Annotated in this window: 20 protein-coding genes and 1 riboswitch; of the genes, 9 read left to right on the top strand and 11 right to left on the bottom strand. The window is 70.0% G+C overall.

What is annotated here, in order from left to right:
- Positions 1-11: 11 nt before the first annotated feature.
- Complete coding sequence (locus ACQP00_RS05680; RefSeq protein ID WP_433215335.1) at positions 12-506, bottom strand: N-acetyltransferase family protein; 495 nt, start codon at positions 504-506, stop codon at positions 12-14.
- A gap of 30 nt (positions 507-536) precedes the next feature.
- Here ACQP00_RS05680 and ACQP00_RS05675 point away from each other — a divergent pair, with 30 nt between their 5' ends.
- A complete protein-coding gene (locus tag ACQP00_RS05675; protein ID WP_433215332.1) occupies positions 537-1,265 on the top strand; it encodes a M50 family metallopeptidase in 729 nt (242 codons plus the stop codon).
- 124 nt (positions 1,266-1,389) lie between these two features.
- On the top strand, positions 1,390-2,022 hold the full coding sequence (locus ACQP00_RS05670) for a hypothetical protein (RefSeq protein WP_433215330.1): 633 nt from the start codon (positions 1,390-1,392) through the stop codon (positions 2,020-2,022).
- A gap of 156 nt (positions 2,023-2,178) precedes the next feature.
- Here ACQP00_RS05670 and ACQP00_RS05665 read toward each other — a convergent pair whose 3' ends face one another.
- Positions 2,179-4,872, bottom strand: coding sequence for an EAL domain-containing protein (locus tag ACQP00_RS05665; RefSeq protein ID WP_433215327.1), 2,694 nt, complete (start codon positions 4,870-4,872; stop codon positions 2,179-2,181).
- A 285-nt stretch (positions 4,873-5,157) separates the two neighbouring features.
- On the opposite strand from ACQP00_RS05665, the gene ACQP00_RS05660 reads away from it, so the two are divergent.
- Together ACQP00_RS05660 and ACQP00_RS05655 are read left to right on the top strand one after the other, a co-directional pair.
- Entirely contained in the window at positions 5,158-7,371 is a 2,214-nt protein-coding gene (locus ACQP00_RS05660; protein ID WP_433215324.1) for a hypothetical protein, read from the top strand.
- A gap of 80 nt (positions 7,372-7,451) precedes the next feature.
- Entirely contained in the window at positions 7,452-8,285 is an 834-nt protein-coding gene (locus ACQP00_RS05655; RefSeq protein ID WP_433215321.1) for a DUF5753 domain-containing protein, read from the top strand.
- 3 nt (positions 8,286-8,288) lie between these two features.
- Here ACQP00_RS05655 and ACQP00_RS05650 read toward each other — a convergent pair whose 3' ends face one another.
- From ACQP00_RS05650 to ACQP00_RS05625, 6 genes are read right to left on the bottom strand one after another with little or no spacing between them, the layout of a single operon-like run.
- Entirely contained in the window at positions 8,289-9,590 is a 1,302-nt protein-coding gene (locus tag ACQP00_RS05650) for an ABC transporter substrate-binding protein (protein WP_433215318.1), read from the bottom strand.
- Positions 9,591-9,619: 29 nt separating this feature from the next.
- Positions 9,620-10,720, bottom strand: a complete 1,101-nt coding sequence (locus ACQP00_RS05645; RefSeq protein WP_433215315.1) for a branched-chain amino acid ABC transporter permease — start codon at positions 10,718-10,720, stop codon at positions 9,620-9,622.
- Entirely contained in the window at positions 10,717-11,604 is an 888-nt protein-coding gene (locus tag ACQP00_RS05640) for a branched-chain amino acid ABC transporter permease (protein ID WP_433215312.1), read from the bottom strand. The genes ACQP00_RS05645 and ACQP00_RS05640 overlap by 4 nt, the downstream gene beginning before the upstream one ends.
- Positions 11,601-13,403 (bottom strand): AMP-dependent synthetase/ligase, encoded by a 1,803-nt coding sequence (locus tag ACQP00_RS05635; protein WP_433215309.1) that lies wholly within the window; start codon positions 13,401-13,403, stop codon positions 11,601-11,603. Before ACQP00_RS05635 ends, ACQP00_RS05640 begins: the two co-directional genes overlap by 4 nt.
- Entirely contained in the window at positions 13,400-14,188 is a 789-nt protein-coding gene (locus ACQP00_RS05630; protein WP_433215306.1) for an ABC transporter ATP-binding protein, read from the bottom strand. Before ACQP00_RS05630 ends, ACQP00_RS05635 begins: the two co-directional genes overlap by 4 nt.
- Complete coding sequence (locus ACQP00_RS05625; RefSeq protein ID WP_433215303.1) at positions 14,185-14,919, bottom strand: ABC transporter ATP-binding protein; 735 nt, start codon at positions 14,917-14,919, stop codon at positions 14,185-14,187. Before ACQP00_RS05625 ends, ACQP00_RS05630 begins: the two co-directional genes overlap by 4 nt.
- A gap of 311 nt (positions 14,920-15,230) precedes the next feature.
- Positions 15,231-15,380: riboswitch (cyclic di-AMP (ydaO/yuaA leader) on the top strand.
- A gap of 40 nt (positions 15,381-15,420) precedes the next feature.
- On the opposite strand from ACQP00_RS05625, the gene ACQP00_RS05620 reads away from it, so the two are divergent.
- From ACQP00_RS05620 to ACQP00_RS05610, 3 genes are all read left to right on the top strand, one after another.
- Positions 15,421-16,347: an NlpC/P60 family protein gene (locus ACQP00_RS05620; RefSeq protein WP_433215300.1), complete on the top strand. Its 927-nt coding sequence runs from the start codon at positions 15,421-15,423 to the stop codon at positions 16,345-16,347.
- A 62-nt stretch (positions 16,348-16,409) separates the two neighbouring features.
- Positions 16,410-17,192 (top strand): methyltransferase domain-containing protein, encoded by a 783-nt coding sequence (locus tag ACQP00_RS05615; protein ID WP_433215297.1) that lies wholly within the window; start codon positions 16,410-16,412, stop codon positions 17,190-17,192.
- A gap of 54 nt (positions 17,193-17,246) precedes the next feature.
- Positions 17,247-17,657 (top strand): Rv0361 family membrane protein, encoded by a 411-nt coding sequence (locus ACQP00_RS05610; RefSeq protein WP_433215294.1) that lies wholly within the window; start codon positions 17,247-17,249, stop codon positions 17,655-17,657.
- 62 nt (positions 17,658-17,719) lie between these two features.
- Here the strand turns inward: ACQP00_RS05610 and ACQP00_RS05605 are convergent, their stop codons facing one another.
- The 3 genes from ACQP00_RS05605 to ACQP00_RS05595 form a co-directional block, all read right to left on the bottom strand.
- Positions 17,720-18,643 (bottom strand): sigma-70 family RNA polymerase sigma factor, encoded by a 924-nt coding sequence (locus ACQP00_RS05605; RefSeq protein WP_433215291.1) that lies wholly within the window; start codon positions 18,641-18,643, stop codon positions 17,720-17,722.
- Positions 18,644-19,023: 380 nt separating this feature from the next.
- Positions 19,024-20,016, bottom strand: a complete 993-nt coding sequence (locus ACQP00_RS05600; RefSeq protein WP_433215288.1) for an NAD-dependent epimerase/dehydratase family protein — start codon at positions 20,014-20,016, stop codon at positions 19,024-19,026.
- A 270-nt stretch (positions 20,017-20,286) separates the two neighbouring features.
- Positions 20,287-21,213: a glycoside hydrolase family 16 protein gene (locus ACQP00_RS05595; RefSeq protein ID WP_433215285.1), complete on the bottom strand. Its 927-nt coding sequence runs from the start codon at positions 21,211-21,213 to the stop codon at positions 20,287-20,289.
- Positions 21,214-21,442: 229 nt separating this feature from the next.
- Between ACQP00_RS05595 and ACQP00_RS05590 the strand changes: the two genes are divergently transcribed.
- Entirely contained in the window at positions 21,443-23,293 is a 1,851-nt protein-coding gene (locus tag ACQP00_RS05590) for a bifunctional metallophosphatase/5'-nucleotidase (protein WP_433215282.1), read from the top strand.
- 105 nt (positions 23,294-23,398) lie between these two features.
- Positions 23,399-24,208, top strand: coding sequence for an SAM-dependent methyltransferase (locus tag ACQP00_RS05585; protein ID WP_433215280.1), 810 nt, complete (start codon positions 23,399-23,401; stop codon positions 24,206-24,208).

The following is a 24,208-nucleotide window of genomic DNA, read 5'->3' as shown; positions in this document are numbered from 1 at the left end:
GTTGCACACCATCACAGGTACCGATGCATGATATGGAAGTCAACCAACCCGTGTTTCGCGCTCTGGAAACCGTCCGGGATGGTGCCGACGATGATGAAGCCGAGCGAGCGCCACAGCCGCACGGCCACCGTGTTGGTCGACACGACGGCGTTGAACTGCATGGCCGCGTAGCCCAGGTCGCGCGCCCGGTCGAGGCAGTGCTCGCCGAGGGTGCGCCCCAGGCCGCGGCCGCGGGCCCGGGACGAGACCATGAAGCTCGCGTTGGCCACGTGCGCGCCGAGCCGGTTCTTGTTCGGCCCGACCTTGTACATGCCCAGCACGTCGCCGCCCTCGACCGCCACCCACTGCTCCCACGGCGGCGCCAGCAGCCAGTGCTCCCGCGCGTCGGCCTCGGATGAGTCCGGAGCGTTGTCGTAGCTCTCGCCGGCCGCGACGACCTCGTGCCACACGTCCCACACACCCGGCCAGTCGGTGTCCGCAAAGCGCCTGATCTCCACGCTGTTCATTCAACACGTGAGGTGGCAGGCTCTGCATTCGTGTTGTCAGCCGCATTCGACGTGTTGCAGGACGCCCTCAGCCGCCAGCCCTCCCCGCCGCGCGAGGTGGTCATCGCGACCTGCGCGGCCGCCCTGCTGGCGGTGCTGATCCGGCCGCTGTGGAAGGTCATGCGCAACTTCGTGACCATCGCCCACGAGGGCGGCCACGCACTGGCGGCGGTGCTGAGCGGCCGCCGGCTGTCGGGCATCCGCCTGCACTCGGACACGTCGGGCCTCACGCTCTCGCGCGGGCGCCCGAACGGCCCCGGCATGGTGATCACCGGGCTCGCCGGCTACATCACGCCCTCGCTGCTCGGCCTGGCCGCGGCGGCGCTGCTCGGGTTCGGCCGGATCACGATCCTGCTGTGGCTTCTGCTGGTACTCCTCCTGCTCATGCTGATCATGATCCGTAACTTCTACGGCGTGGTGTCGGTGGTCGTGGCCGGCGCGATCATCTTCGCCGTCTCGTGGTTCGCCGACCCCAAGGTCCAGGGCGCGTTCGCGTACGCGTTCGCCTGGTTCATGCTGCTGGGCGGCGTGCGGGCGGTCTTCGAGCTGCAGCAGTCCCGGTTCCGCCGGCAGGCCCCCAACTCCGACGCCGACCAGATCGCGCGGCTGACCCGCGTGCCGGCGCTCGTGTACATCGCGTTCTTCGTCCTCGTCGTGCTGGGCTGCCTGGCCTTCGGCGTGCGCCTCATGCTCGGCCCGGTCGAGGACCTCCTGGGCTGATCGCCTTCTATCTCACATAGCGTCACTGATCACTGTCCCACCGTCCAATCGGGGTGGGCATCCTTGCGCGGATCCATTAGAATGTATGTACGAAAGACGCTCTTGACCTGGGAGGAGAGCGCCCGTGACCGCGCCCGTAACCACCACCGGATCAGTGCCCTACGCCACCCTGCTCAGCTTCACTCGCTACGTCGGCCGCACCGGGCCGCGCAAGGCGAGCTTCGTCGGCGGGCTGCGCCGGCAGCGCGAGTCGGGGCATGGCTTCAACCCGCATGGGCAGCTCGTCAAGGCCCTGAAGGCGGACATTCAGTTCCGGACCGGCGGGACCTATCTCAACGCCGTCGTGGAGCAGGTCAATCCCCGGTGGAAGCCGCTGTACGAGGCGGTTGTGCCGGGGGCGCTGCGCTATCTGGAGTCGATCCCGACGCCGGTGGAGGTCACGCCGACGCGGGATGCGTTGTGCATGATCGGGACGCTGCCGGTGAAGATCAATCCGCACTTCGGGTTGCGGTTCGCCGATGGGCACGGGGAGGCTGTGCGGCTGCATTTCGACGAGGACGCGCCGCTGGCTGAGGCGGCGGTGGCCACGTTGCATCTCATGGGGCGGAACATGGATCTGGTGCTGCCGAATGCGGTGCCGGTTCTGGTGGATCTGCGGCGGGGGGATGTGTTGCGGGCGGGGTCTCAGAAGGGGGATGAGGTGGAGCGGTGGTTGGCTGGGGAGGCGGCGGCGTTTTCGGCTATGTGGGTGGCTTGATCTTTTAGGGCCGGGGGGCCCGGGGGGGCCGGGGGGGCCGGGGGTGTGTCAACACACCTCGCTCCCCAGTCCGGGCCGTCTTGGGTTGAGCAAGTGAAAGCAAGAGCGAGCGTTCGGCCAGGCCGTCTTGGGTTGAGCTAGTGAAAGCCAAAAGCTTTATTCGCCCCCCGTAAGGAGCGGAAGCGGGCGCGGTTTGCCTACCCCCCGGTGGCCGCGCTCGCTTCCGCACAGCTCGGCGATCTCGGCCGGGGGTCTTGGCCTGGAGAAGTGGAAGCCCTGGGCTAGGTGGTAGCCCAGTTCCAGCAGCCTTGCGGCTTGCGCTGGGGTCTCCACGCCCTCGGCCACTGCCTCCAAGCGCAAGGCCTGGGCGATTTCGCTGATTGAGGTGGCGATCGCCTCTTGCTCCACCGTGCCCGTTACGCCGTCTACGAAGGACTTGTCGACCTTCAGGACGTCTACTGGGCAGGTTCGCAGCAGGCCCAGGGAGGAGTGGCCGGTTCCGAAGTCGTCCAGGGCGATTTTGACGCCCAGGGCGTGCAGGGACTTGACCGTGTCCAAGGCTCGGCCGCCGCCGAAGACTGCTGTTTCGGTGATTTCGATGTTCAGGCGGTCTGGCGGGAGGCTGGTCTCGCGTAGGACTGATTCCACCGTGTTCACGAATGTTGGTTCCAGCAGTTGGCGGGCTGAGGCGTTGACGCTGATTTTCCATGGGGCCGCTTCGCCCAGGTCGGTGGTCCACTGGGCGGCCTGGCGGCAGGCCTGGCGTAGGACCCACGCGCCGATCTGGACGATCAGGCCGGTTCGCTCCGCTACCGGGATGAACTGGGCTGGGGAGACCATGCCGCGGGTTGGGTGGTTCCAGCGGACCAGGGCCTCTACGCCTCGGATCTCGCCTGCCGGGAGTCCGACTATTGGTTGGTAGACGACTGTCAGTTCGTCTCGGTCCAGGGCCTGGCTCAGCTCGGCGGCCAGTTGGGCGTGTTCCACGGCGTGGGCGTCCAGTTCTGGGCCGTACTCGACCCAGCGGCTCTTGCCGAGTTCTTTTGCCGCGTACATGGCCATGTCCGCGCGGCGGAGCAGGTCGCTCGCGTCGCAGTCCGGAGTGTGTCTTGCTACGCCGATGCTGGCCTGGACCAGGAGTTCGTAGCCGGCGGCCCGTACTGGGGCCGACAGGGCGTCGATGAAGGCCTCGGCTATGGCGGCGCTGCGGTTGCGGTCGGCGTCCGGGAGGAGGACTGCGAACTCGTCGCCGCCCAGTCTTGCTACCACGTCGCCGGTGCTTACGGTGTTGCGGAGGCGTTCGCCTACCTCGACCAGGAGGGCGTCGCCTACGGCGTGGCCCAGGCGGTCGTTGATCGCTTTGAAGTCGTCCAGGTCGATCAGGGCCAGGGCCAGGTCGGTGGTCGCGTAGACCGCCTCGGCCGTCTTCGCGTTGAAGAGGGCTCGGTTGGCCAGGCCGGTCAGGCCGTCGTGGGAGGCCTGGTAGGTCAGCTGGTCCTGGTAGCGGCGGGACTCGGTGATGTCTCGCGCGTTGGCCACCACGCCGCGGACGCTCGGGTCGTGCAGGAGGTTCGTCGTCACCACCTCGAACCAGCGCCAGGTGCTGTCCGGGTGGCGTAGGCGGACCTGGAGCGTGGTGTTGCTGCCGGGGGTGGCGAGGCGCATGGTGGCCTCGCGCAGGAGTTCCAGGTCGTCCGGGTGGACCATGCCGCGCAGGTCGATGGCGGCCGCTGAGCGTTCGCCGGTGAAGCGCAGCAGGCTGGGGCTGGCGAAGGTGACGTGGTAGGTGGCGTCGCAGATGGCGAACATGTCCGACGCGTGTTGGACCAGGGAGCGGAAGCGGCGTTCGTGGCGCCTGAGTTCGAGCATGCTGGCGTCGACCTGGACCAGCAGGTGGCTGTTGTCGTAGAGCGAGACCAGCTGCCTGACCACGACCAGCAGGGTCAGCAGGACCGAGCCGCCGACCAGGATGCGGGTGTCCCGTGGGCGGTCGCCGATGCCGGCCAGGACGAAGGCGTCGGCGGCCACGATCGCGGCGTACGGGACCAGGCTGAACGGGCGGGTGCGGCGCTTGGCCCGCGTGACCGCGGGCTCGGTGAAGGCGCGGCGCTGGCGGATCGCGGCCAGCATGAGGCCGACGACGCTCAGCGGGATGGAGAGCTGGCAGTCGTTGAGGTACGGGCGGGACACGAGCAGCGGGGCGGCGGCCCCCGACAGGGCGGCGACCAGCAGGGTGCCGCCCATGATCCAGAGTGCTCGGCGGTCCAGCGTGCCGATGCCGGCCAGGGCGACCTTGGCCAGGGCGAACATGCTGGCGAAGAGCATGAGCAGGACGCCGAAGAGGGTCCAGGAGGTGCCGGTGACGGAGGTCAGGCTGACCGAGGCGCGGGCGGCGAAGTACCAGGCCACGAGCATGGCGGCGGCCAGGACGACGGCCATGTCCAGGCCGAAGGTGAGCAGGGCGCGGCTGCTGCGCCGGCCCATCGGCAGGCGTAGGAGGGCGTAGACCAGGACGACGACCGCCGAGAGGTACAGCACCATGGTGCGGCCGCTGGAGCGCTGGGTCGGGGCGTCGGGGCCGAGCAGGGACTCGTAGGCGCTGCTCACGACGGCGGCCATGATCAGGATGAGGATGATGCCCAGGTGGCGCCAGAAGCGGCCGCTGCGGCGGTCGGGGGCGGACCGGGCGGTGCGCAGCATGACGATCGTGCCCAGGACCAGGGCGGCCGGGACCGGGAGCCAGCCCAGGGCGGGGTGCACGATCGGGCCGGGCCACTGGGCCACCACCCAGGCGACGCTGATCACGCTGAGGCCCGCCGTCCAGCGCAGCAGCCGCACGTCGAGCGCCATCGCCGTCGATCCCTCCCCGCCGGGGTACCAAGGCGACAACGTCTTATGTCACCTGGCAACAAATCGGCGGGAATCGTGCGCACCTGAGTGCCCGGGATGAGGCGATCGCCACGTTTTGCCGGTTCGGCGGCGAAAGACCCGAACGTTCACATGCCGCAAGGCAAGTCATGATCACTACGTAGTCAGGTGGTCACACATCGATGCCCACCGGTGCTAGGTTGGCCGCATCGCGCTTCCTCACCCTCGCGCAACGTAGCGGGCTCGCAGAAGAGAGAAAGGGATGCCATGACGGAGGGCCGGCATCACAGGCGTCGTGACGACGACGACCTCACGGCCGACGGGATCTACGTCCCGCCCCCGCGCGAGGTGCCCCGGCCCCGCTCCGAGCCGCCCACCGCCGCCCCCTCCCCGTGGGCCCCCACGGCACCGGGCGGTCCCCCGGCGGCGCCCCCACCACCGGCGCCGCCGCCGGAGCGCAACCGTCACGGGCATGCCGAGCAGCCCCCCAGCGATGCACGATCGTCGGCGCGAGCCGCGCGCTCCTCCCCCTGGGCGCCGGCCGACGCTGACGAGTACTCCGACGACCACCCCGCGGAGTACGAAGAGGAAGAGCCGTATGCGCCGGCGGAGGACGTCCCCCCGCCCCCGCCGGCGCATACGGTCGCGACCCACACCGCGGCCAATGCCCCGCGAACCGAAGACTGGCTCCCGCCGCTCTATCCGCAGGAGTGGCCGCCCGAGCGCCGGGACCGGATCGCGCCGCCGCCGGCCCCGCCACCGCCGCCGCCGGTCCGGGTCGCTCCCCCGCCTCCGCCCCGGGCCGGGTCCGGGACCAGGTGGTGGGTCGGCGTCGGGGTCGTCATCGTCGCGCTCGCCGTGGCGGCCGGCGTCGCGGTCGGGCTCAACCTGGCCTCGCGCGGCGGCGGCAACCCGGACGACGACAAGGCCGGGGCCGCGGGCACGAGCTGCGGCGGCCGCGGGGTGCTGCGCACCACCGTCACCCCCGAGCTCGCCCCGGTCGTCGAGCGGGCCGCGGCCGACATCGGCGCCAACCAGCAGGGCGGCTGCCAGCTCATCGCCATAACGGCCACGGACACCTACGCCGGCGGCGAGGCCTGGATTCCCACCACGGCCGCCTGGGCCAGGCTCGCCAAGTTCGACTACGCGCCCGAGCCGGTCTCGCTGGCCCGCACGCCGGTGGTCATCGCCGCCACCAAGGCGTACGCCGAGGCCAACGGCTGGCCCGACAAGCAGCCCACCTGGGCCGCGCTCGGCGCCGCGCTCAACAACGGGCAGGGCCCGAAGTTCAGCATGGGCAGCCCGCTGCGCGACACCGCCGGGCTGCTCGGCACCATGGAGATCCAGAGCGCGATGGCCCGCACCACGACCGACCCCGGGATCGCCCAGATGCGCGCCCTGTCGGTGCGGGCGCGCCTGGCCGACGCGGAGGCGGTGCCGGCCAAGCTGTTCGAGCGGATGGCCCAGCAGACCGACGCGGCCAAGGCGCTGCGTGACGTCGGGCTGTTCACCGTCACCGAGCAGGACTTCTGGAAGTACCAGCAGACCCGGCACCCGGTCGCGATGGCCGCGCTGTACCCGGCCGACGCCATCGCCGAGGCCGACTTCCCGCTGCTGATGACCCCGAAGGCGGCCGGCGACGAGCAGCTGCGGGCGCTCGCGGCCAAGCTCGCCGCGCGGATGCACGACAAGGCGTTCGCCGAGCAGCTCACCAGCCGCGGGCTGCGGCCCGTCGGCGATGCGGCGCCGGGCGGGGACGGGCTGGTGGCGAAGTACCAGGCGCCGATCGGGCTGCCGGACAACGCCGCCGAGTGGGCCGCCACGTGGGCGCAGTACAAGCGGCTGGCGTACCACACGCTGCTGCTCGTCGACGCCTCCGCCTCGATGAACGACGAGGTCCGCGACCGCTCCGGCAACGTGACCACGAAGGCGGGATTGTTGCGCTCGGCCGGGGTACAAGCGGCCCAGCTCTTCGGCGACGAGACCAGTCTCGGGGTGTGGATGTTCGCCTCGCCGGGTGCCGAGGCGCCGCCGTTCACCGTGGCGCTGCCGTTCGGCCCGATGGACGAGAAGGTCGGCAGCGTGCCGCGGCGGGAGGCGATGCGCCAGGTCGCCGCGCAGTACGCGGCGTTTCCGAAGGCGGGCACCCCGCTGTTCGAGACGGTGCTTCGGGGCGTGGGTGACATGCGGGACCGGTCCACCTCCGACGCGGTCACCCTCGTCGTGGTGCTGACCGACGGCCGCGACCAGGACTCGAAGTTCTCCATGCCCAAGGACCAGTTCCTGAGCCGGCTCACCGGGCTGCGCGACCCCGGCAAGCCGGTGGTGGTGTTCGCGATCGGCTACGGCGGGGACGCCGACATGGTCGTGCTGCGGGAGATGGCCCAGCTCACCGGGGGCCAGGCGGTGGCCTCCAACGACCCCGGCGACCTGGCCAGCGCCATGGCCAAAATCTTTCTCGCAGCACACGCGCCCAGATAGGTGCATCTGCCGCAATCCGGGTAGACACGCGGAGCCCTCGACCGGGGCGATGCCATCTGTTTGCGATTGGGGTGATGGCCATGAGCGGGCCTATCGTGGGCAAGCGCCGCCTCCGTGCCGAGCTACGACGGCTGCGGCGCGAGCGGGAGCTGACCCAGGACCTGGTGGCCGCCGAGATGGAGTGGTCGCTGTCCAAGCTCATCCGCATCGAGAACGGCACGGTCGCCATCTCCGTGAGCGACCTGCGCAGCCTGCTGGCCTACTACCGGGTCCACGACCCGCGGACGGTCGACGAGCTGCTCGAGCTGGCCCGTGCGGCCAAGCGGCGGATGTGGTGGGACGAGTACCGCCCGACGCTCTCCGCCCAGCTGGTGACCTATGTGGGGTTCGAGGCGGAGGCGGCCCGGGTCGGTGAGTGGGCACCGATCATGTTCCCGACGCTGCTGCAGACGCGGCGGTACGCGCACGCCACCACCGATGCGGAGTCCCCGGCCGCGGAGCGGCGGGTCGAGTTCCACCTGCGCCGGCAGGAGGAGCTGTTCGCCCGCAGCGAGCCGCCGCGGCTGCAGATCCTGCTCGACGAGTCGGTGCTGCGCCGCGGGCCGGTGCCGGGTGACGAGGCGCTGCTGGTCGACCAGCTCGAGCACACGATCGAGGTGGCGCAGCGCCCGTACGCCGACATCCGGGTGGTCCCGCTGAGTGCCGGCTACCACGCCGGCTGGGACGGGGACTTCACGCTGCTGGAGTTCGGGGCCGACGACGGGGTGCTGTACCGCCAGCACCTGCTGTGGGAGGAGCCGGAGCTGGTTTCGGCGTACCGCGGCGTGTTCGAGCACCTGATCCAGCGCGCCCTGTCGCAGGAGGCCACGATCGACCTCCTGCGACAGATCGCCAACGAGCTCAAAACCGGGTAGCGGTCAGAGCTTCTCGTAGCAGGGCTTGTCGAGCTTGTAGTCCTTGGCCGTCGGCCCGACGAAGTAGTCCTTGACCAGCGGGACATCGGTGGTGCCGTTCCCGGTGGCGGGGCTGTAGACCAGCGACTGGCGGAACTGTCCGTCGACGCCGGCGGCGAAGTTGCCGGCGCCGTCGGGCAGCATGCCCTCGTAGTCGACCTTGGTCAGGGACTTGGCCGCCTTGACCAGGCCGGCGCGGGTGAGGTCGCCGTCGGCCTGCGCCTTCTTGAGCGCGGCGAGCAGCGGGTAGGACCAGACCCAGCCGGACGTGTAGCCGTCGTTCGGCGTGACCGACGAGCCCAGCGCCTCGCGCATGGCCTTGTGCCCGGGCGTGTCGCTGGAGAACGTCTTCCACGGCCCGGTCTGCAGGTACAGCGCCTTGAGCGCCGGGGCGGCCGGGCTCTGCAGCAGGCCCGGGTTCCAGGACGGGCTGGTGCCGATGAACTTGCCGGTGAAGCCGCGCTGGGCGGCGCCGCCGACGACCGCGGCGGTGTCGGCCGGCCCGGTGGTGATGATGACCAGGTCGGGCTTCTGGGTGACGATCGCGGTGACCGCGCCGGCCTGCTTGTCGGTGCCGGAGTCGGTCTTCACGTCGATGAACGTCATGCCGTTCTTCTCCGCGGCGATCTTGGCCCCGGCCGCGGCGTCGTCGCCGTAGTCGCCGGCCAGGTGCACGGCCATGACGGTCTTGGGCTTGAAGGCGTCCTTGGCGTAGTCGACGGCGTTCATCGACTCGAAGCAGTAGTTGGCGCCGGACTCGAGGATGTTGTCCTCGAACGCGTAGGCCGACGTCCACGCGGCCGGGGCGGCCAGCACGTTGTTCTGCTTCATGTCGGGCAGGATGGCGGCCGTGGTCGGCGAGCCCAGCGACTGGGCCAGCGCCAGGATCTTGCCCTTGATCTCCTGGTACACCTCGTTGTGGGTCTGCGGGTTGTACTTGTTGTCGCGCACGTAGGTCTCGGCGTCCACGTCGTAGCCGCCGATGCCGCCCTGCGCGTTGACCCGCTTCCAGAACGCCTTCTGGGACTCGGTGATCGGCACGGCGAGCGCGTGGAACGGCCCGACGGTGAGGTCGGAGATGATGCCGAGGTAGATGCAGCCGCGGTCCTTGTGCTCGGACTTCGGGCACGGTTCCTTGGTGATGCCGGTGTCGGTCTTGACCCCGCCGGCGCCCGCGTTCTGCGCGTCGCTGTTGTCTTCGCCCCGGCAGGCTGTGAGCCCGACCGCGAGGACCGCGGCCAGGGTGAGGGCACCCAACCTTTTCATGCAGACTCCTTAGTACGAGAAGGGCTGACCTAGTACGAGAAGGGCCATGCTTTCCAGTAGTTGCGAAGGCGTATCCAGATGCCGAACAACCCTCGCGGCTCGAAGATCAGGAAGACGATGATCAGTACGCCGTAGAGCACGGTCTCGAGCTGGTAGGCGTTCGGCGACTCCGCCGGGGACGAGCTGATGAACGGCAGGAACGACGGGACCTCCCGGGTCAGCCGCGGCAGCAGCGTGATGAGGAAGGCGCCCAGGACCGCGCCGCTGACGGTGCCCGCGCCGCCGATGAGGATCATGGCGATGTACTGGACCGACAGCAGCAGGTCGAACGAGGTCGGGTCGAAGTAGCCGGCCCCGACGTAGAGCAGCGCACCGGCACAGCCGGCGTAGAACGACGACACCCCGAAGGCCACCGTCTTGTACCGCGCGAGGTTCACCCCGATCACGCCGGCCGCGATGTCGCGGTCCCGGATGGCGGTGAGCGCCCGGCCGACCCGCGAGCGGGCGAGGTTGCGGGCGGCCAGCGCGCCGAGCAGCAGCAGGACCAGCATCAAGAGGTACAACTTCTGATCCCTGGTCAAAAAGGCGTCCGAGGTGTTGAGGTCGTAGCCCAGCAGCGACGGCGCCGGGGGCTGCCGGCCCACGCCGGGCCCGCCGGTCAGCTCGGACCAGCCGTTGATGATGTGCCCGCCGATGAAGACCAGCCCGAGCGTGACCACGGCCAGGTAGAGCCCGCGCAGCCGGGTGGCCAGCGGCGCCACCAGCATCCCGGCGAGCGCGGCGACCAGGCCGGCGGCGGGCAGCCAGACCAGGATCTCGGTGATCCCGAAGCCGATCGTGCGCCCGTCCGGGTCGCCGGCCAGCGCGGCCGCCGTGTAGGCCCCGATGGCCAGGAAGAACGCGTGGCCGAGCGAGACCTGCCCGGCCAGGCCGGTGACGATGTTGAGGCCGAGCGCGCCGAGCGCGGTCACGCAGGCCAGGGCGAGCAGCTGCAGGATGTCGTCCTGGACCAGGAACGGCATCGCGAGGGCCACGAGCAGACCCAGAAGAACGAAGGAACGCTGCACGGTACTGCCGAACAGCGCCACATCCTGCCCGTAGGCGGTGTGCAGCAGCGGACGGTTCCTCATACGCGCGTGACCTCCCGGGTCCCGAACAGGCCATAGGGGCGCACCAGCAGGACGAGCAGCATGACCACGTACGGCGTGACGATCGAGAAGTTGCCGCCGAGCCAGGAGAGGTGGCCCTGGTAGGTCGCGGTGACCTCCTGCACCACGCCGACCACGATCCCGCCGATGACCGCGCCGGGCAGCGAGTCCAGCCCGCCGAGGATGATCACCGGCAGCGCGGTCAGCGCGACCAGCCACAGCGACTCGCTCACGCTGCCGCCGACCGCCGCGAACGTCCCCGCCACCGCCGCGAGCGCCCCGGCCAGGGCCCACGACATCGCGAAGACCGAGCCGACGCTGACCCCCTGGGCGAGCGCCGCCTCCTGGTCGTAGGCGGCGGCCCGCATCGCCAGGCCCGTGCGGGTGTAGCGGAAGAAGGCGAACAGCCCGGCGATGAGCACGGCGGTGGTGAGCACCATGGCCACGTGCCGCTGCTCGACGATGATCCCGCCGGGCAGCTTGAACACCTTCAGGCCCCAGGGGTCGCCGACGTGGCGGACGTCGAGGCCGATGAAGGCGTTGTCGGCGACCCGCACGGCGACGTCGATGCCGAGCGTGATGATGGCGACGGTGAACACCGGCCGGCCGATCATCGGGCGCACCGCCAGCCGCTCGACGCCCAGCGCCAGGCCGCCGGTGGCCGCCGCCGCCACGATGAGGGCGAGGAAGAAGCCGAGCGGGCCGACGAGGTAGGTCACCAGGACCGCGCCGGCCAGCATGAACGACGGCTGGGCGAAGGAGATCACCCGGGTCGCCTTGTAGATGATCACGAAGCCGAGGCCCAGCAGCGCGTACACGCTCCCGGTGCCGATGCCCCGCAGCACGCTCTCGAGCAGATCCTTCACGCGGGACTCCGGTACATCTCGTCGACCTCGGCGCGGAAGGCGTCGGCGACCGCGGCGCGGCGGACCTTCTGCGTGGCGGTCAGTTCTCCGGTCTCGTGGTCGAGCTCCTTGGGCAGCATCCGGAACGTCTTGAGCTGCTCCACCGGCGCGCGGCCGGCGTTGACCTCGTCGACGATGCCGCGCACGAGGGCCACCACCTCCGCCTTGCCGGACAGGTCGCGGTAGGTGGTGTAGGCCAGGCCGCGGCGCTGGGCCCAGTCGCCGACGGTCTCCAGCTCGATGCCGACCAGCGCGGTGAGGTACGCCCGGCGGTCGCCGACGACCACCGCCTCCTTGATGTAGGGCGAGGCCTTGAGCGCGTTCTCCAGCTCGCTCGGCGCGATGTTCTTGCCGCCCGCGGTGATGATGATGTCCTTGGCCCGGTCGGTGATGCGCAGGTACGTGCCCTCCAGCACGCCGATGTCGCCGGTGCGCAGCCAGCCGTCGGCGGTGAGCGCCGCGGCGGTGGCCGCGGGGTCCTGGAAGTACCCCGCGAAGGTGCCCGCGTGCCGGGTCTGGATCTCGCCGTCGTCGGCCACCCGCACCTCGACGCCGGGCTGGGCCTCGCCGACGGTGCCGAGCCGGACGCGCCCCGGCCGGTTGCCGGTGGCGATGGCGGCGTTCTCCGTCATGCCGTACACCTCGTGCATCGGCACCCCGATGCCCATGAAGAACCGCAGCACCTCGGGCGCGACCGGGGCCGCCCCGCTGGCCGCGTAGCGCACGTGCCGCAGCCCGATCCGCTCCCGCAGCGCGCGGTAGCAGCACAGCCAGCCCAGCGCGTAGCGCAGCCGGCTGCCGAGGGTGTGCCGGCCGCCGTTGGCCGCGAGGGTGGCCCCGATGCCGTCGGCGACCCGCAGCCACAGCCGGCCGTTCGCGCGTTTGAGCCGCGAGGCGCCGGCCAGCCGCGTGGTGACGCCGGCCAGCATCTTCTCCCAGATGCGCGGGACGCCGAACAGGATCGTCGGTTGTACCTCACGCAGATCGGCCTGCACCGTGGCGATCGACTCGCCGAAGTGCACGACCACGCCGCTGGCCGCACCCAGCCAGACGGTGAAGACGCGCTCGGCCACGTGGCACAGCGGCAGGTACGACAGCGCCGAGTCGCGCGGGCCCGGCGGCGGATCGGTGAGCCCGCCGTCGCCGCACAGCACCCCGATGGCGAAGTCCACATTGGACACCGTGAGCATCGCGCCCTTGGGCCGCCCGGTCGTGCCGGAGGTGTAGACGAGCGCCGCCAGGTCCTCCGGCTCCTCGGCCAGCCCCAGTTCGGGCCGGTCGCCGTGATCGGCCTCCACGAGCATCTCGTCGAAGGACAGAAGGGCTTCGTGTTGGTACCGGTTGCGAATGCCCTTGGGATCCAGGTACACGATCCGCCGCAGTTGCGGGCAGTCCCCCAGCACCGCCAGGGCCTTGTCCACCTGCTCCTGGTCCTCGGCGATGAGCACCTTCGCGCCGGAGTGGGCCAGCAGGTAGCCGATGTCGCCGGCCGGGCTGGTCGGGTAGAGCCCGACGGTCGCGGCCCGCAGCGCCACCGTGGCGACGTCGGCGAACAGCCACTCGGGCCGGTTCTCGGAGAGGATCGCGACCCGGTCGCCGGGTCCGACGCCGAGGTCGCGCAGGGCGTGCGCGACGGACTGGGCGGTGTCCCAGTACTGCCGCCAGGTGATCTCCCGCCAGATGCCCCGGTGCTTCTCCCGCATCGCGACGGCGTCGGGGGTCTGGATGGCCCGGTCGCGCACGAGCGTGGCGATGGTCATGCGGTCATCCCCTCGGCTACGCCCGTCTCGCCCAGGTAGGCGCGGATCACGTCCGGGTTCTGCTGGACCTCGCCGGGCGTGCCGCACGCGACCGGCACGCCGAAGTCGACCACCAGCACCCGGTCGGCGAGGTCCATGACCAGGCCCATGTCGTGCTCGACGAGGATCATCGGGATGCCCAGCTCCTCGCGGATGTCGAGGATGTACCGCGCCATGTCCTCGGTCTCCTCGAGGTTCATGCCGGCCACCGGCTCGTCGAGCAGCAGCAGCCGCGGCTCCATGGCCAGGGCGCGGCCGAGCTCGACCCGCTTCTGCACGCCGTAGGGCAGCAGGCCGACCGGCATCCGGCGCCACTGGGCCAGTTCGAGGAAGTCGACGATCTCCTCGACCCGGGCCCGGTTCTGCAGCTCCTCGCGCCGGGCCCGGCCGAGCCAGGCGATGGCGGCGAGCGTGCCGTAGCGCATGTGGTGGTGCCGGCCGAGCATCAGGTTTTCGATGACGGTGAGCTGGCGGAACAGCTCGACGTTCTGGAACGTCCGCGCCACCCCCAGCCGGGCCACCTTGTCCGGCCGCAGTCCGGTGATGTCGACGTCGTCGAGCAGGACGCGGCCCTGTTGCGGGCGGTACACCCCGGAAATGACGTTGAAGATGGACGTCTTGCCGGCGCCGTTGGGGCCGATCACCGCGAACAGCTCGTCGGCCCCGACCGTGAAGTCGACCCCGTCGATCGCCTTGACCCCGGCGAAGCTCAGCTTCACGTCGGAGAAGCGCAGGACATCGCTCACGACAACCACCGCTTCCGGCGCTTGTAGTGCTTCACGTCGCGGAAGGAGTGTGCGGCGTGCGAGCCGAGGTAGAACTCGCGGATGTCGTCGTCGGCGAGCAGCTCGGCGGCCGGCTTGTCCAGCACGACCTTGCCGTTCTCCAGCACGTAGCCGTGCTCGGCCACCGACAGCGCCATGGTCGCGTTCTGCTCGACCAGCAGGACCGCCGTCCCGGCCTTGTTGATCTCGACGATCAGGTCGCGCACCTGCTCGACCATGCGCGGGGCCAGGCCCAGGCTCGGCTCGTCGAGCAGCAGGTAGGACGGGTCGGACATGAGCGCCCGGCCCATCGCGAGCATCTGCTGCTCGCCCCCCGACAGGTACCCCGCGATCGAGCCGCGCCGCTCCTTGAGGACGGGGAACAGCGTGTACATGCGCTCCATGGCCTCGGCCACCCCGCGCCGGCGGGTGTGGGCGCCGAGGCGCAGGTTCTCCTCGACCGTCAGTTCGGCGAACGTGCGCCGGCCCTCCATGACCTGGCTGATCCCCCGGCGCACCACGGCGGCGGGCCGCAGCCGGTGGATCGGGCGGTCGCCGAGGGTCACCGATCCGCGGGTGACGGCGCCGTCGTGCACGCCGAGCAGCCCGGACAGCGCCCGCAGCAGGGTGGTCTTCCCGGCACCGTTCGCCCCGAGGAGGGCGACGATCCGACCTTCCGGGACGGCGAGGCTGACGCCCCGTAAGACCAGCATCACATCGTCGTAGACCACTTCGAGGTTCTGGACCCGTAGCACGTGCGGACCCCCGGAACTATTTGCACCGTCGGTGTATGAAGTTACGTGTATTTAACCGTGCCTCTGTACAAAATCAAGTCCCGAATTCGTAACCGTCCGGCACCAAAGTCACGGTCTGGCACGAGGCTCCAACCGGCAGTAATCCGGACATTCGGAACATTAGATATCGAGCGGGGCGCGCGCCTTCCGCCCGGCCGGTGATCACGTTAAGTTAGGCGCTGGCCTGCTCGGCAGTCCGCCGTCCACCCCGGATGGCGCCGGGCAAGCGCCGCCGAATCGACGCCGTGCGAGCCCACCCCTCCGGGCGCGCACATCGAACCGGGGACCCACTTCGTGGGGTGAATCCGCGACGCCGCGGTAGGGCGCTGTCTCTTCCCGCCCGAACCCGTCAGCTAACCCGGTAGGCGGTAGGTGCAGAAGGGTCTTCCCTTGTCCACTGGACATCGTGCCCGCCGGTCGGTGCTGCGGACTCTGGCGATCGGGTTCATCTCGCTCGCGGTGCTCGCACCCGCCTCGGTCGCACACGCCGACCCGTCGCTGACCGAGATCGAGGCCCAGCTCGACAAGCAGAACAAAGACCTCGAGGCCACGATCGAGAACTACAACAAGCTCAACATCGACATGGCCGATGCGCAGGCCAAGGCCGCGGACCTCGAGAAGCACGTGGCCGACTCCAGCGCGGGCGTCCAGGCCATCGCGATCGAGTCGTTCAAGACCAACGGCAAGATGCGCAATCTCAACGCCATGCTGAATGCGACGTCGTCGGGCTCGCTGGTCGACCAGATGTCGATGCTGCAGCAGATCACGCGCCAGCAGCAGAAGGCCATCGAGCAGTACAAGTCGGCCAAGACTGAGCTCGACAAGACGATCGCGGCCCAGAACACGCAGAAGGCCGACTTCGAGAACAAGCGCAAGCAGATCGAGGGCGACGTCAAGAAGCTCACCGACCTGCAGAAGAAGGCCAAGAACGCCGGCAGCACCAAGGTCACCGGGGCGAACTACAACCCAGGCCCGCTGCCGTCGGTCTCCGGCAAGGCCGGCGCCGCGGTGGAATACGCCAAGAGCAAGCTCAACAAGCCCTACAAGTTCTCCGCCGCCGGGCCCGACGCCTTCGACTGCTCCGGCCTGACCATGGCGGCGTGGGCGTACGCCGGCGTGAGCCTGCCGCACAACGCCAAGGACCAGTGGTACAGCGGCAAAGTCCAGCAGTTCAAGGACAAGTCGCAGCTCCAGCCGGGCGATCTCGTCTTCTACAACGGACTCGGGCACGTCGGCATCTACGTCGGCAACAACACGATCATCCACGCGCCCCACACCGGCGACGTGGTGCGATACGCGCCGATCACGGTCGACAGCCTCTACGGGTACGGCCGCGTCAAGGGCTGACCGAGGTTTTCCCCGAGGGCCCGCGGATCGAGTGCGATCCGCGGGCCTTCATCATTGGGGGCATGGCCTCCTGGGACCCGCAGCAGTACGAGCGCTTCGCCGAGGAGCGCGCCCGGCCGTTCCGCGAGCTCGTCGCCCGCATCCCCACCACGTCCGCGGTCGCCGTCGTCGACCTCGGATGCGGGCCCGGGACGATGACCGCCACGCTCGCCGAGCGCTGGCCCGACGCGGCGATCCTGGGCCTGGACTCCTCGCCGTCGATGATCGCGGCGGCCGACGAGCACCGGACCGGCCAGGTGACCTTCCAGCTCGCCGACGCGGCCCAGTGGCGGCCCCAGCGCGGCTCCCTGGACGTCATCGTGGCCAACGCCTCCCTGCAGTGGGTCGACGACCACGAGACGCTCCTGCCGCTCTGGGCGGCCGCCCTGGACGACGGCGGGACGCTCGCCTTCCAGGTGCCGGTCGCGACCTTCGACCCGGGCCTGGCCGGCGTGGCCGGGCGGGAGCGGTGGGCGCCGCTGCTGTCCGGTGCGCTGGGCGCCACCGGGCCGCGCTCGGCCAGCCCCGTGCTCGACGCGGCCGAATACGTACGGTTACTGTCCGCGGCCGGTCTCACCGTCGACGCGTGGCAGACGACCTACTACCACGTGCTGCCGGGCGACGATCCGGTCTTCGAGTGGTTCAAGGGCACCGGCCTGCGGCCCTACCTCGACGCGCTGTCCGGGAGCGACCTCGAGGAGTTCACCGCCGACGTCAAGAACGAACTGCGGCAGTTGTACCCCCACGAGCCGTTCGGCACGCTCCTGCCCTTCCCGCGCCTGTTCGTGGTCGCACATCGGGCATGATCCGCGTCGGGTCGCTTACATCGCGGCTTGATCGCGATTCCTAGGCTGGCGCGTGTGAGCAAAACCTGGAAGATCATCATTTTCAGCGCGATCGGCGCCTTCGTCCTGTGTTGCGGCGGCGGCGCGGCCGGGCTGTTCTTCATTGTCGACAAGTCCACCAAGGCACCGAAGGCCGCGGCGAGTGACTTCCTGACCGCGTTGGAGGGCGGGAAGATCCAGGCCGCCTACGACATGCTGTGCACCGACACGCAGGCGAACTACGGCCCGGAGACGTTCGAGACCTTCGTCGCGAAGAACCCGCCGAGCGCGCACGACTTCGGCTGGGGCGGGTCGTACAGCAACGAGAACGGTACCGAGACCGCATCGATCTCGGCCGACGTCACCTTCAAGAGCGGCAAGACCAGCCACTCCTTCGAGATGTTGAAGGAAGGCGGCGCGTGGAAGGTGTGCGGCGACCCGTACTAGGACACGCGAAAGCCCCGGGTCGGCATCGACCCGGGGCTTTTTGTCGTTGTGGGGGTTTCGGGTTATGCGGCCTGGAGGCCCTCCGCGCGGGCCAGCTCGCGCAGCCGGCCGAGCGCCTGGATCTCGAGCTGGCGGATGCGCTCGCGGGACAGCGAGAACCGGGTCGCCACCTCGGTCAGCGAGTGCTCGCGGCCGTCCTCGAGGCCGTAGCGGGCCCGCATGATGCCGGCCGAACGGTCGTCGAGGTGGTTGAGCAGGCCCTCGATGCGCTGACGCTCCAGCGCGGCCAGGACCACGTCCTCCGGCGACGGGGCGTCGGAGTCCGCGACCAGGTCGCCGAGGTTGGTGTCGCCGTCGTCACCCACGGGGGTGTCGAGCGACACGGTGTCCTGCGACCAGCGCATGAGCTCGTGGACCCGCTCGACGGGCACCCCGAGCGCCGTGGCCAGCTGCTCCGGCTCCGGCTCGTTGCCCAGCTCACGGGTGAGCTGCCGCGCGACGTTGCGCATGCGGTTGACGTCCTCGACGAGGTGCACCGGGAGCCGGACCGTGCGCTCCTGCTGCGCGATCGCCCGGCTGATGGCCTGGCGGATCCACCACGTCGCGTACGTCGAGAACTTGTAGCCACGCACGTAGTCGAACTTCTCGACCGCCCGCACGAGGCCGGTGTTGCCCTCCTGGATGAGGTCGAGCATCGGCATGCCGGACCGCACGTAGCGCCGCGCGATCGACACGACCAGCCGCAGGTTGGCCCGGATGAACCGGTCCTTGGCCCGCTCGCCGTCGGCCACCAGCCGGTGCAGCTCCGCGGCCGTCACGCCATCGGGAATCTCGTCGCTGTCGAGCAGGTGCTCCGCATAGAGCCCCGCCTCGACCGCCTTGGACAGCTCGACCTCTGAAGCGGCGTCGAGCAGCGGCGTGCGGGAGATCTCATGCAGGTACACGCCGACCAGGTCACGCTCCTCGGCGCCTGTATCGGGTCGCATCTCCACTTTCACGTTCTCCACCTTCGGGCCCCTCCCCGCTCCATCCTTCGCCTTCCCCGTTTCACCCTGCTAAAACGGGTGCCCCCCGGGTATGCCCCCTACACAACAGTCAAAGCGCCTTCCGAATTCCGCCTGCAGCGGCGATTCGGTGACGACCCCTGAGAGTTGCACCACTTACCTAGACGCTCGGGAGACTGCTCCGGTTCGCTTCGGTTGCAACAAGTGATACGTGCTCTACCTGCCCGTCAGACGCCTGAATTCGCTGTGAGTTCCCTGGGAACGCCCGCGCCGGGGACGATCGGTGCCGCTTCGGCACGGTTGTTCATCGGCAACTGTCGGCGGTGCGACAGGCTTTTCCGGGAAGCGAGCGGGGGTGATGCTCACCGCTCGTGCCATTCCCGCAACAACTGAGCTTCCTCGTCGATACCCAGTCCGTTCTTCGGATCGATGTGGGATGCGTCACGAATTGCTTCCAGGGTCGCCCGTACGGTCGCCGCGAGGGGCCTGGTCGCGAGCCCCGCCTCCACCGAAGGGCGCACGTCCCGGCTCATGAAGCCGTCGTACTCCGGCAGCGGCAGCCAGAACGGCAGCGACCGCGGCCCGCTCCACGGCGCTACCCCGTGCTCGAGCAGAAAATCCTGTGCGACCCAGGTGAGTTCGGCCCGCACCCCGACCCCCTCGGTGAGCCCGGCGTGGAACTCGGCCCGCGTCATCGGCGCCCCGATCCCGTCGTACGCCCCGGCCAGCCCGTCCCCCGCCGCCGCGATGATCCAGCCGGCCAGGTCGCGCACGTCCACCAGCTGCACCGCCTCGTCCGGCCCGCCGGGCGCCAGCACCTCGCCACCCCGCTCGGCCCGCCGCACCCAGTACTCGAACCGGTACGTAGGGTCCTCCGGCCCGACGATCATCCCGGCCCGCAGCAGGAACGTCCGCTCCGCCCCGAACCCCGCGGCCGCCAGCTCCTCACACGCCACCTTGCACCGCCCGTACGCCTCCGCATCGGCCCACGGGTCCGCCTCGAAGTCGGCCGCCAGCAACGGCGCCGTATCGGCCCGCTGACCGGGGGTGGCATCGTCGGCGTAGGCGGAGCAACTGGAGACGAGCGTGTAGTGCCCGACCCGCCCGGCGAGCTCGTCGACGGCGTACCGCACATGCCGCGGATGCCGGGCAACGTCGACAACGGCGTCAAAGCTCCCCCGCAGCCCCGCGAGCCCGTCGGACTGGTCCCGGTCGACCTTGACGAACTCGACCCCGTCGACGGGCTGTCCGGACTCCCCACGGGCGGCACAGACGACGTCGTGGCCGGCTTCGAGCGCTTGCCGGGCAACGGCCCGGCCGAGGAACACGGTCCCTCCGAGTACGAGAATTCTCATCCGCCGATGATTCGCCGCCCCGGCGGCGTGGACGACCCCGTTTCGCCGATGGCGGATCTGCTGTGAGACGAAATGTCGGGCGCTTCGCTTGCCCGACATTTCGGACTTATACCCTGACAGGCGATATGTCGGATGCGCCCTGAAGCCGCCGCTCCAAAACCGGCAATTCAGGCGCGAGGCACAGGAAAGCCGCAGGCTTACGCGCGAGGCGCAGCAAAGCCGCGCGGGCTTACGCGCGATGCGCAGGGAAAGCCGCGGGCTGCCGCAGGCTTACGCGCGGTGCGAAGACGGCGGTCGATGCGGCCGGGTCTTGTGAATCACGAAGGCGAAGAGCGCGAAAGCCGCCGTCACCACCGCCGACACCGCCAGCCACAGCGACCAGTGCCGGTTCGAAGGCGGCGCAGCAGGCATCGCGGCGTCCACAGTGGACGGCTGCACCACAGGCGACGGCGGCGCCCCGTCCACCGGCTCGAACGCCCAGATCCGCAGGAAGTCGATCTGGAACTCGGCCGGCAGCGGCGTCGACGAGCTCGGCGTGCCCGCCCGGTCCCCCGTCGTCACCGCGAAGCCGAACCAGCGCGGCTCGGTCGAGGCGGCCGCGTCCGACCAGACCGGCGCCCCGTCGACGGAGACCTTGAAGCCGGACGGCGCCCACTCGATCAGGTACGTGTGCCAGTCGCGGTACGAACCCTTGAGCACCTCGGACTTCGAGGACGTCCCGTCGGCGTTGGTCACCACGGCCTGCTCGGCGCCCGGCTTCGCCATCAGCTCCAGCTGGGAGTCGTGCTTGCCCGCCGCGCGGTCCACCGGGCGCAGCAGGGCCATCGAGTCGATGCCCGCCCCGACCGGCACGCGCGCCTTGAACTCGTAGCGGCCGAACTGCTGGGCCGACCCGACACAGCGCAGCTCGCCGGTGACGAAGGGCTTGCCGCCGTACGTGCGCCGGTGCAGCACCAGGCTCAGGTGCCCGTCGGCGACGGTGACGGCCTCGGGGCGGAAGTAGCTCGCCTGGGCCCCCTCGGGCGCACCGTCGTACGCCGAGCAGCCGGTCGGCAGCCGGCCGGGATCGTCGAACGAGTTGGAGAAGATCCGCCGCCAGCCGACGGGATCGGCCGCGTTCACCCGTTCGGGGAAGATCAACCCACCGAGCGCGGCCGATGCGACGACGACCAGTACGGCCGAGAACCGCCTCATCATGGGGACCGCCTCCGTACGCGCGGTGTACCTTCCGGGCCCCGAACGTACTAGATACCTACGGGTACCGCATCGTCGCGCACCGTGTATTGCCCGTTCGGACAGCCTGTTCCGGCGAACCCTCGCCTTTACCCGTAGGACATTTATCCGACGGCAAGTCCCGCTCGCGCCCGATCGATGGGTTCGACAAGGATGTCGATCGACGCATGTTTCCCTTCCACAAGGAGAGATCATGGCCCAGCCAAGCGCCCGCGGCTGGCGGATCGCGCAGCACCTCGCGGTGCCCGCGCTCGCCGTAGCGGTCGTCGCACTGCTGCCCCTGGCCAAGACGGGCGGCTCGCAGGGCTCGGACCAGTGGACGCCACTGACCCCGGCCAAAGTCTCGTTCTCCCAGAAGACCGGGCCGACGACGACCGCGCAGCTGCTCGGCTTCAACGACTTCCACGGCAACATCGACCCGCCGACCGGCAGTGGCGGGCTCATCAACGGCGTGCCCGCCGGTGGTTCGGAGTACCTCGCGACCTACCTCACCAAGCTGCGCAACGACGCCAAGAAGGCCGGCGTCAAGTACAGCGACACGGTGGTGGCGGGCGACAACATCGGCGCCTCGCCGCTGGTGAGCGCCGCGTTCCACGACGAGCCGGCGATCGAGGTTCTCAACGCGATGGACGTCGACCTCGCCTCCGTGGGCAACCACGAGTTCGACGAGGGCGTCACCGAGCTGTACCGCATGCAGTTCGGCGGTTGCCACCCGACCGACGGCTGCCAGGACGGCGACGGATTCGCGGGGGCCAAGTTCCCGTACCTCGCCGCCAACGTCACCCAGAAGTCGAACGGCCTGCCGATCCTGCTGCCGTTCACCATCCGGTTCTACGACGGCGTGCCGGTCGCCTACGTCGGCATGACGCTCGAGGCGACGCCCGGCATCGTGAACCCGGCCGGCATCAAGAACGTCGACTTCCACGACGAGGTCGAGACGGCGAACAAGTACGCCACCATCCTGGGCTGGCTCGGCATCAAGTCGATGGTCCTGGTGGTGCACGAGGGTGGTCTGCAGAGCAGCCCGCCGGCGCCGCTGGACCCGTCCGGCTGCGCCAACTTCGCCGGCCCGATCACCGACATCACCAAGGGCCTCAACCCGGCCTACGGCGTCGTCGTCTCCGGCCACACGCACCGCTTCTACAGCTGCGAGCTGCCCAACTCCTCGGGCCAGAACTCGCTGGTGACGAGCGCGGGCACGGCCGGCACGCTGGTCAGCGACATCCGGGTCACGCTGGACAAGAAGACCCGCAAGTTCGTCGACGCGTCGGCCACCAACGTGATCGTGGACAACGGCGTGAAGAACAGCGACGGGACGTACCAGAAGGACGCGGCCGGCAACTTCGTCCGCAACCCGGCGCTGGTCGACCCCAAGGTCAAGAAGATCGCCGACAAGTACCGCACGGCGGTCGCCCCGCTCGCGAACAAGGTCATCGGCAGCATCAGCGCCGACATCACCACCACCCAGGTGCCCTCCGGTGAGACGCCCCTGGGCGACGTGATCGCCGACGCCCAGCTGGCCTACACCAAGGCCTCGGCGGGCGCCCAGATCGCGTTCATGAACCCGGGCGGCATCCGGGCGTCGCTGACCTACAACAACTCGCCCGGCGGCGAGGCGCCCGGTCAGGTGACGTACGGCGAGGCGTTCACCGTCCAGCCGTTCAACAACCTGGTCGTCACCCAGTCGTTCACCGGCGCGCAGATCAAGGACGTGCTCGAGCAGCAGTTCGTGGGCTTCCAGGGCCAGACGGTCCAGCGCATGCTGCAGGTCTCGGCCGGCTTCACGTACCAGATCAGCGCTTCGGCTCCTGCGGGTTCGAAGATCAGCAACATCCAGCTCAACGGGGTCGCGATCGACCCGGCGGCCACCTACAAGGTGACCACCAACGACTTCCTGGCCAACGGCGGCGACGGGTTCCTGAACCTCGCGAAGGGCACCGGCCGCGTCACCGCGCCCGGCTTCGACGTCGACGCCCTCACGTCCTACCTGGGCACCGGACCCATCGCTCCCGGCCCGGCCAACCGCTACACCCTCATCGCCTAGCGAAGAGCCTGATCAATACTCGTCCGGGCGGGCGGCGGGTTTTCTCGCCGCCCGCCCACACGTATGCTCGGGCGCACAACGACCAAGGTCGAGGAGTGTTGATCTGTGGATCGTCCCAGCTGGGCCCCGGCCGACGTCGACCTCGACCGGCCGAGCGTGGCCCGGGTCTACGACTACTACCTCGGCGGGTCGCACAATTTCGCCGCCGACCGCGCCTTCGCCGAGCAGGTTCTCAAGGTCATGCCGGCCGTCGCCGGGCTGGCCCGCAGCAACCGGGCCTTCCTGCGCCGCGCGGTGCAGGCCCTCGCCGCGGACGGCGTGCGGCAGTTCCTCGACCTCGGCTCCGGCATCCCGACCGTCGGCAACGTCCACGAGGTGCTCGCCGACGCGGGCGTGACCGACGGCCGGGTCGTCTACGTCGACCACGACCCCGTCGCGGTCGCGCACAGCCGGGCCATCCTGGCCGACGTGCCGGGCACCGCGGTCGTCGCCGGCGACCTGCGCTCCCCGGCCGAGGTGCTGGCCCAGCCGCAGGTGCAGGGCCTGATCGACTTCACCCGCCCGGTCGCCTTCCTGCTGGTCGCGGTGCTGCACTTCGTCCCCGACGAGCAGCGCCCGGCCGACATCGTGGCCGGCTACGCCGCCGCCGGGGTGCCCGGCAGCCACGTGGTGCTCTCGCACGCCGGGCTCAACCGGCCGCTCACGCCGGCCGAGGAAGAGGCCTGGGAGATGTACCGCCGGTCACCCACCCCGCTCATCCTGCGCACCAACGTGCAGGTCGAGGCGCTGTTCGGGGACCTGACCACGCTCCCGCCCGGAGTCGTGGCGCCGCACGCCTGGCGCCCCGCCGGCGACGAGGAGCCGCCGCCCGAGGGCAACGCGATCGGCTGCGTGGCCGTCGCACGCAAGGACTAA

The organism is Dactylosporangium sp. CS-047395 (assembly GCF_050942185.1).
Taxonomy (GTDB): Bacteria; Actinomycetota; Actinomycetes; order Mycobacteriales; family Micromonosporaceae; genus Dactylosporangium.
The sequence above is the reverse complement of the archived record's forward strand: the minus strand, read 5'-3'. Positions and strand labels throughout refer to the sequence as shown.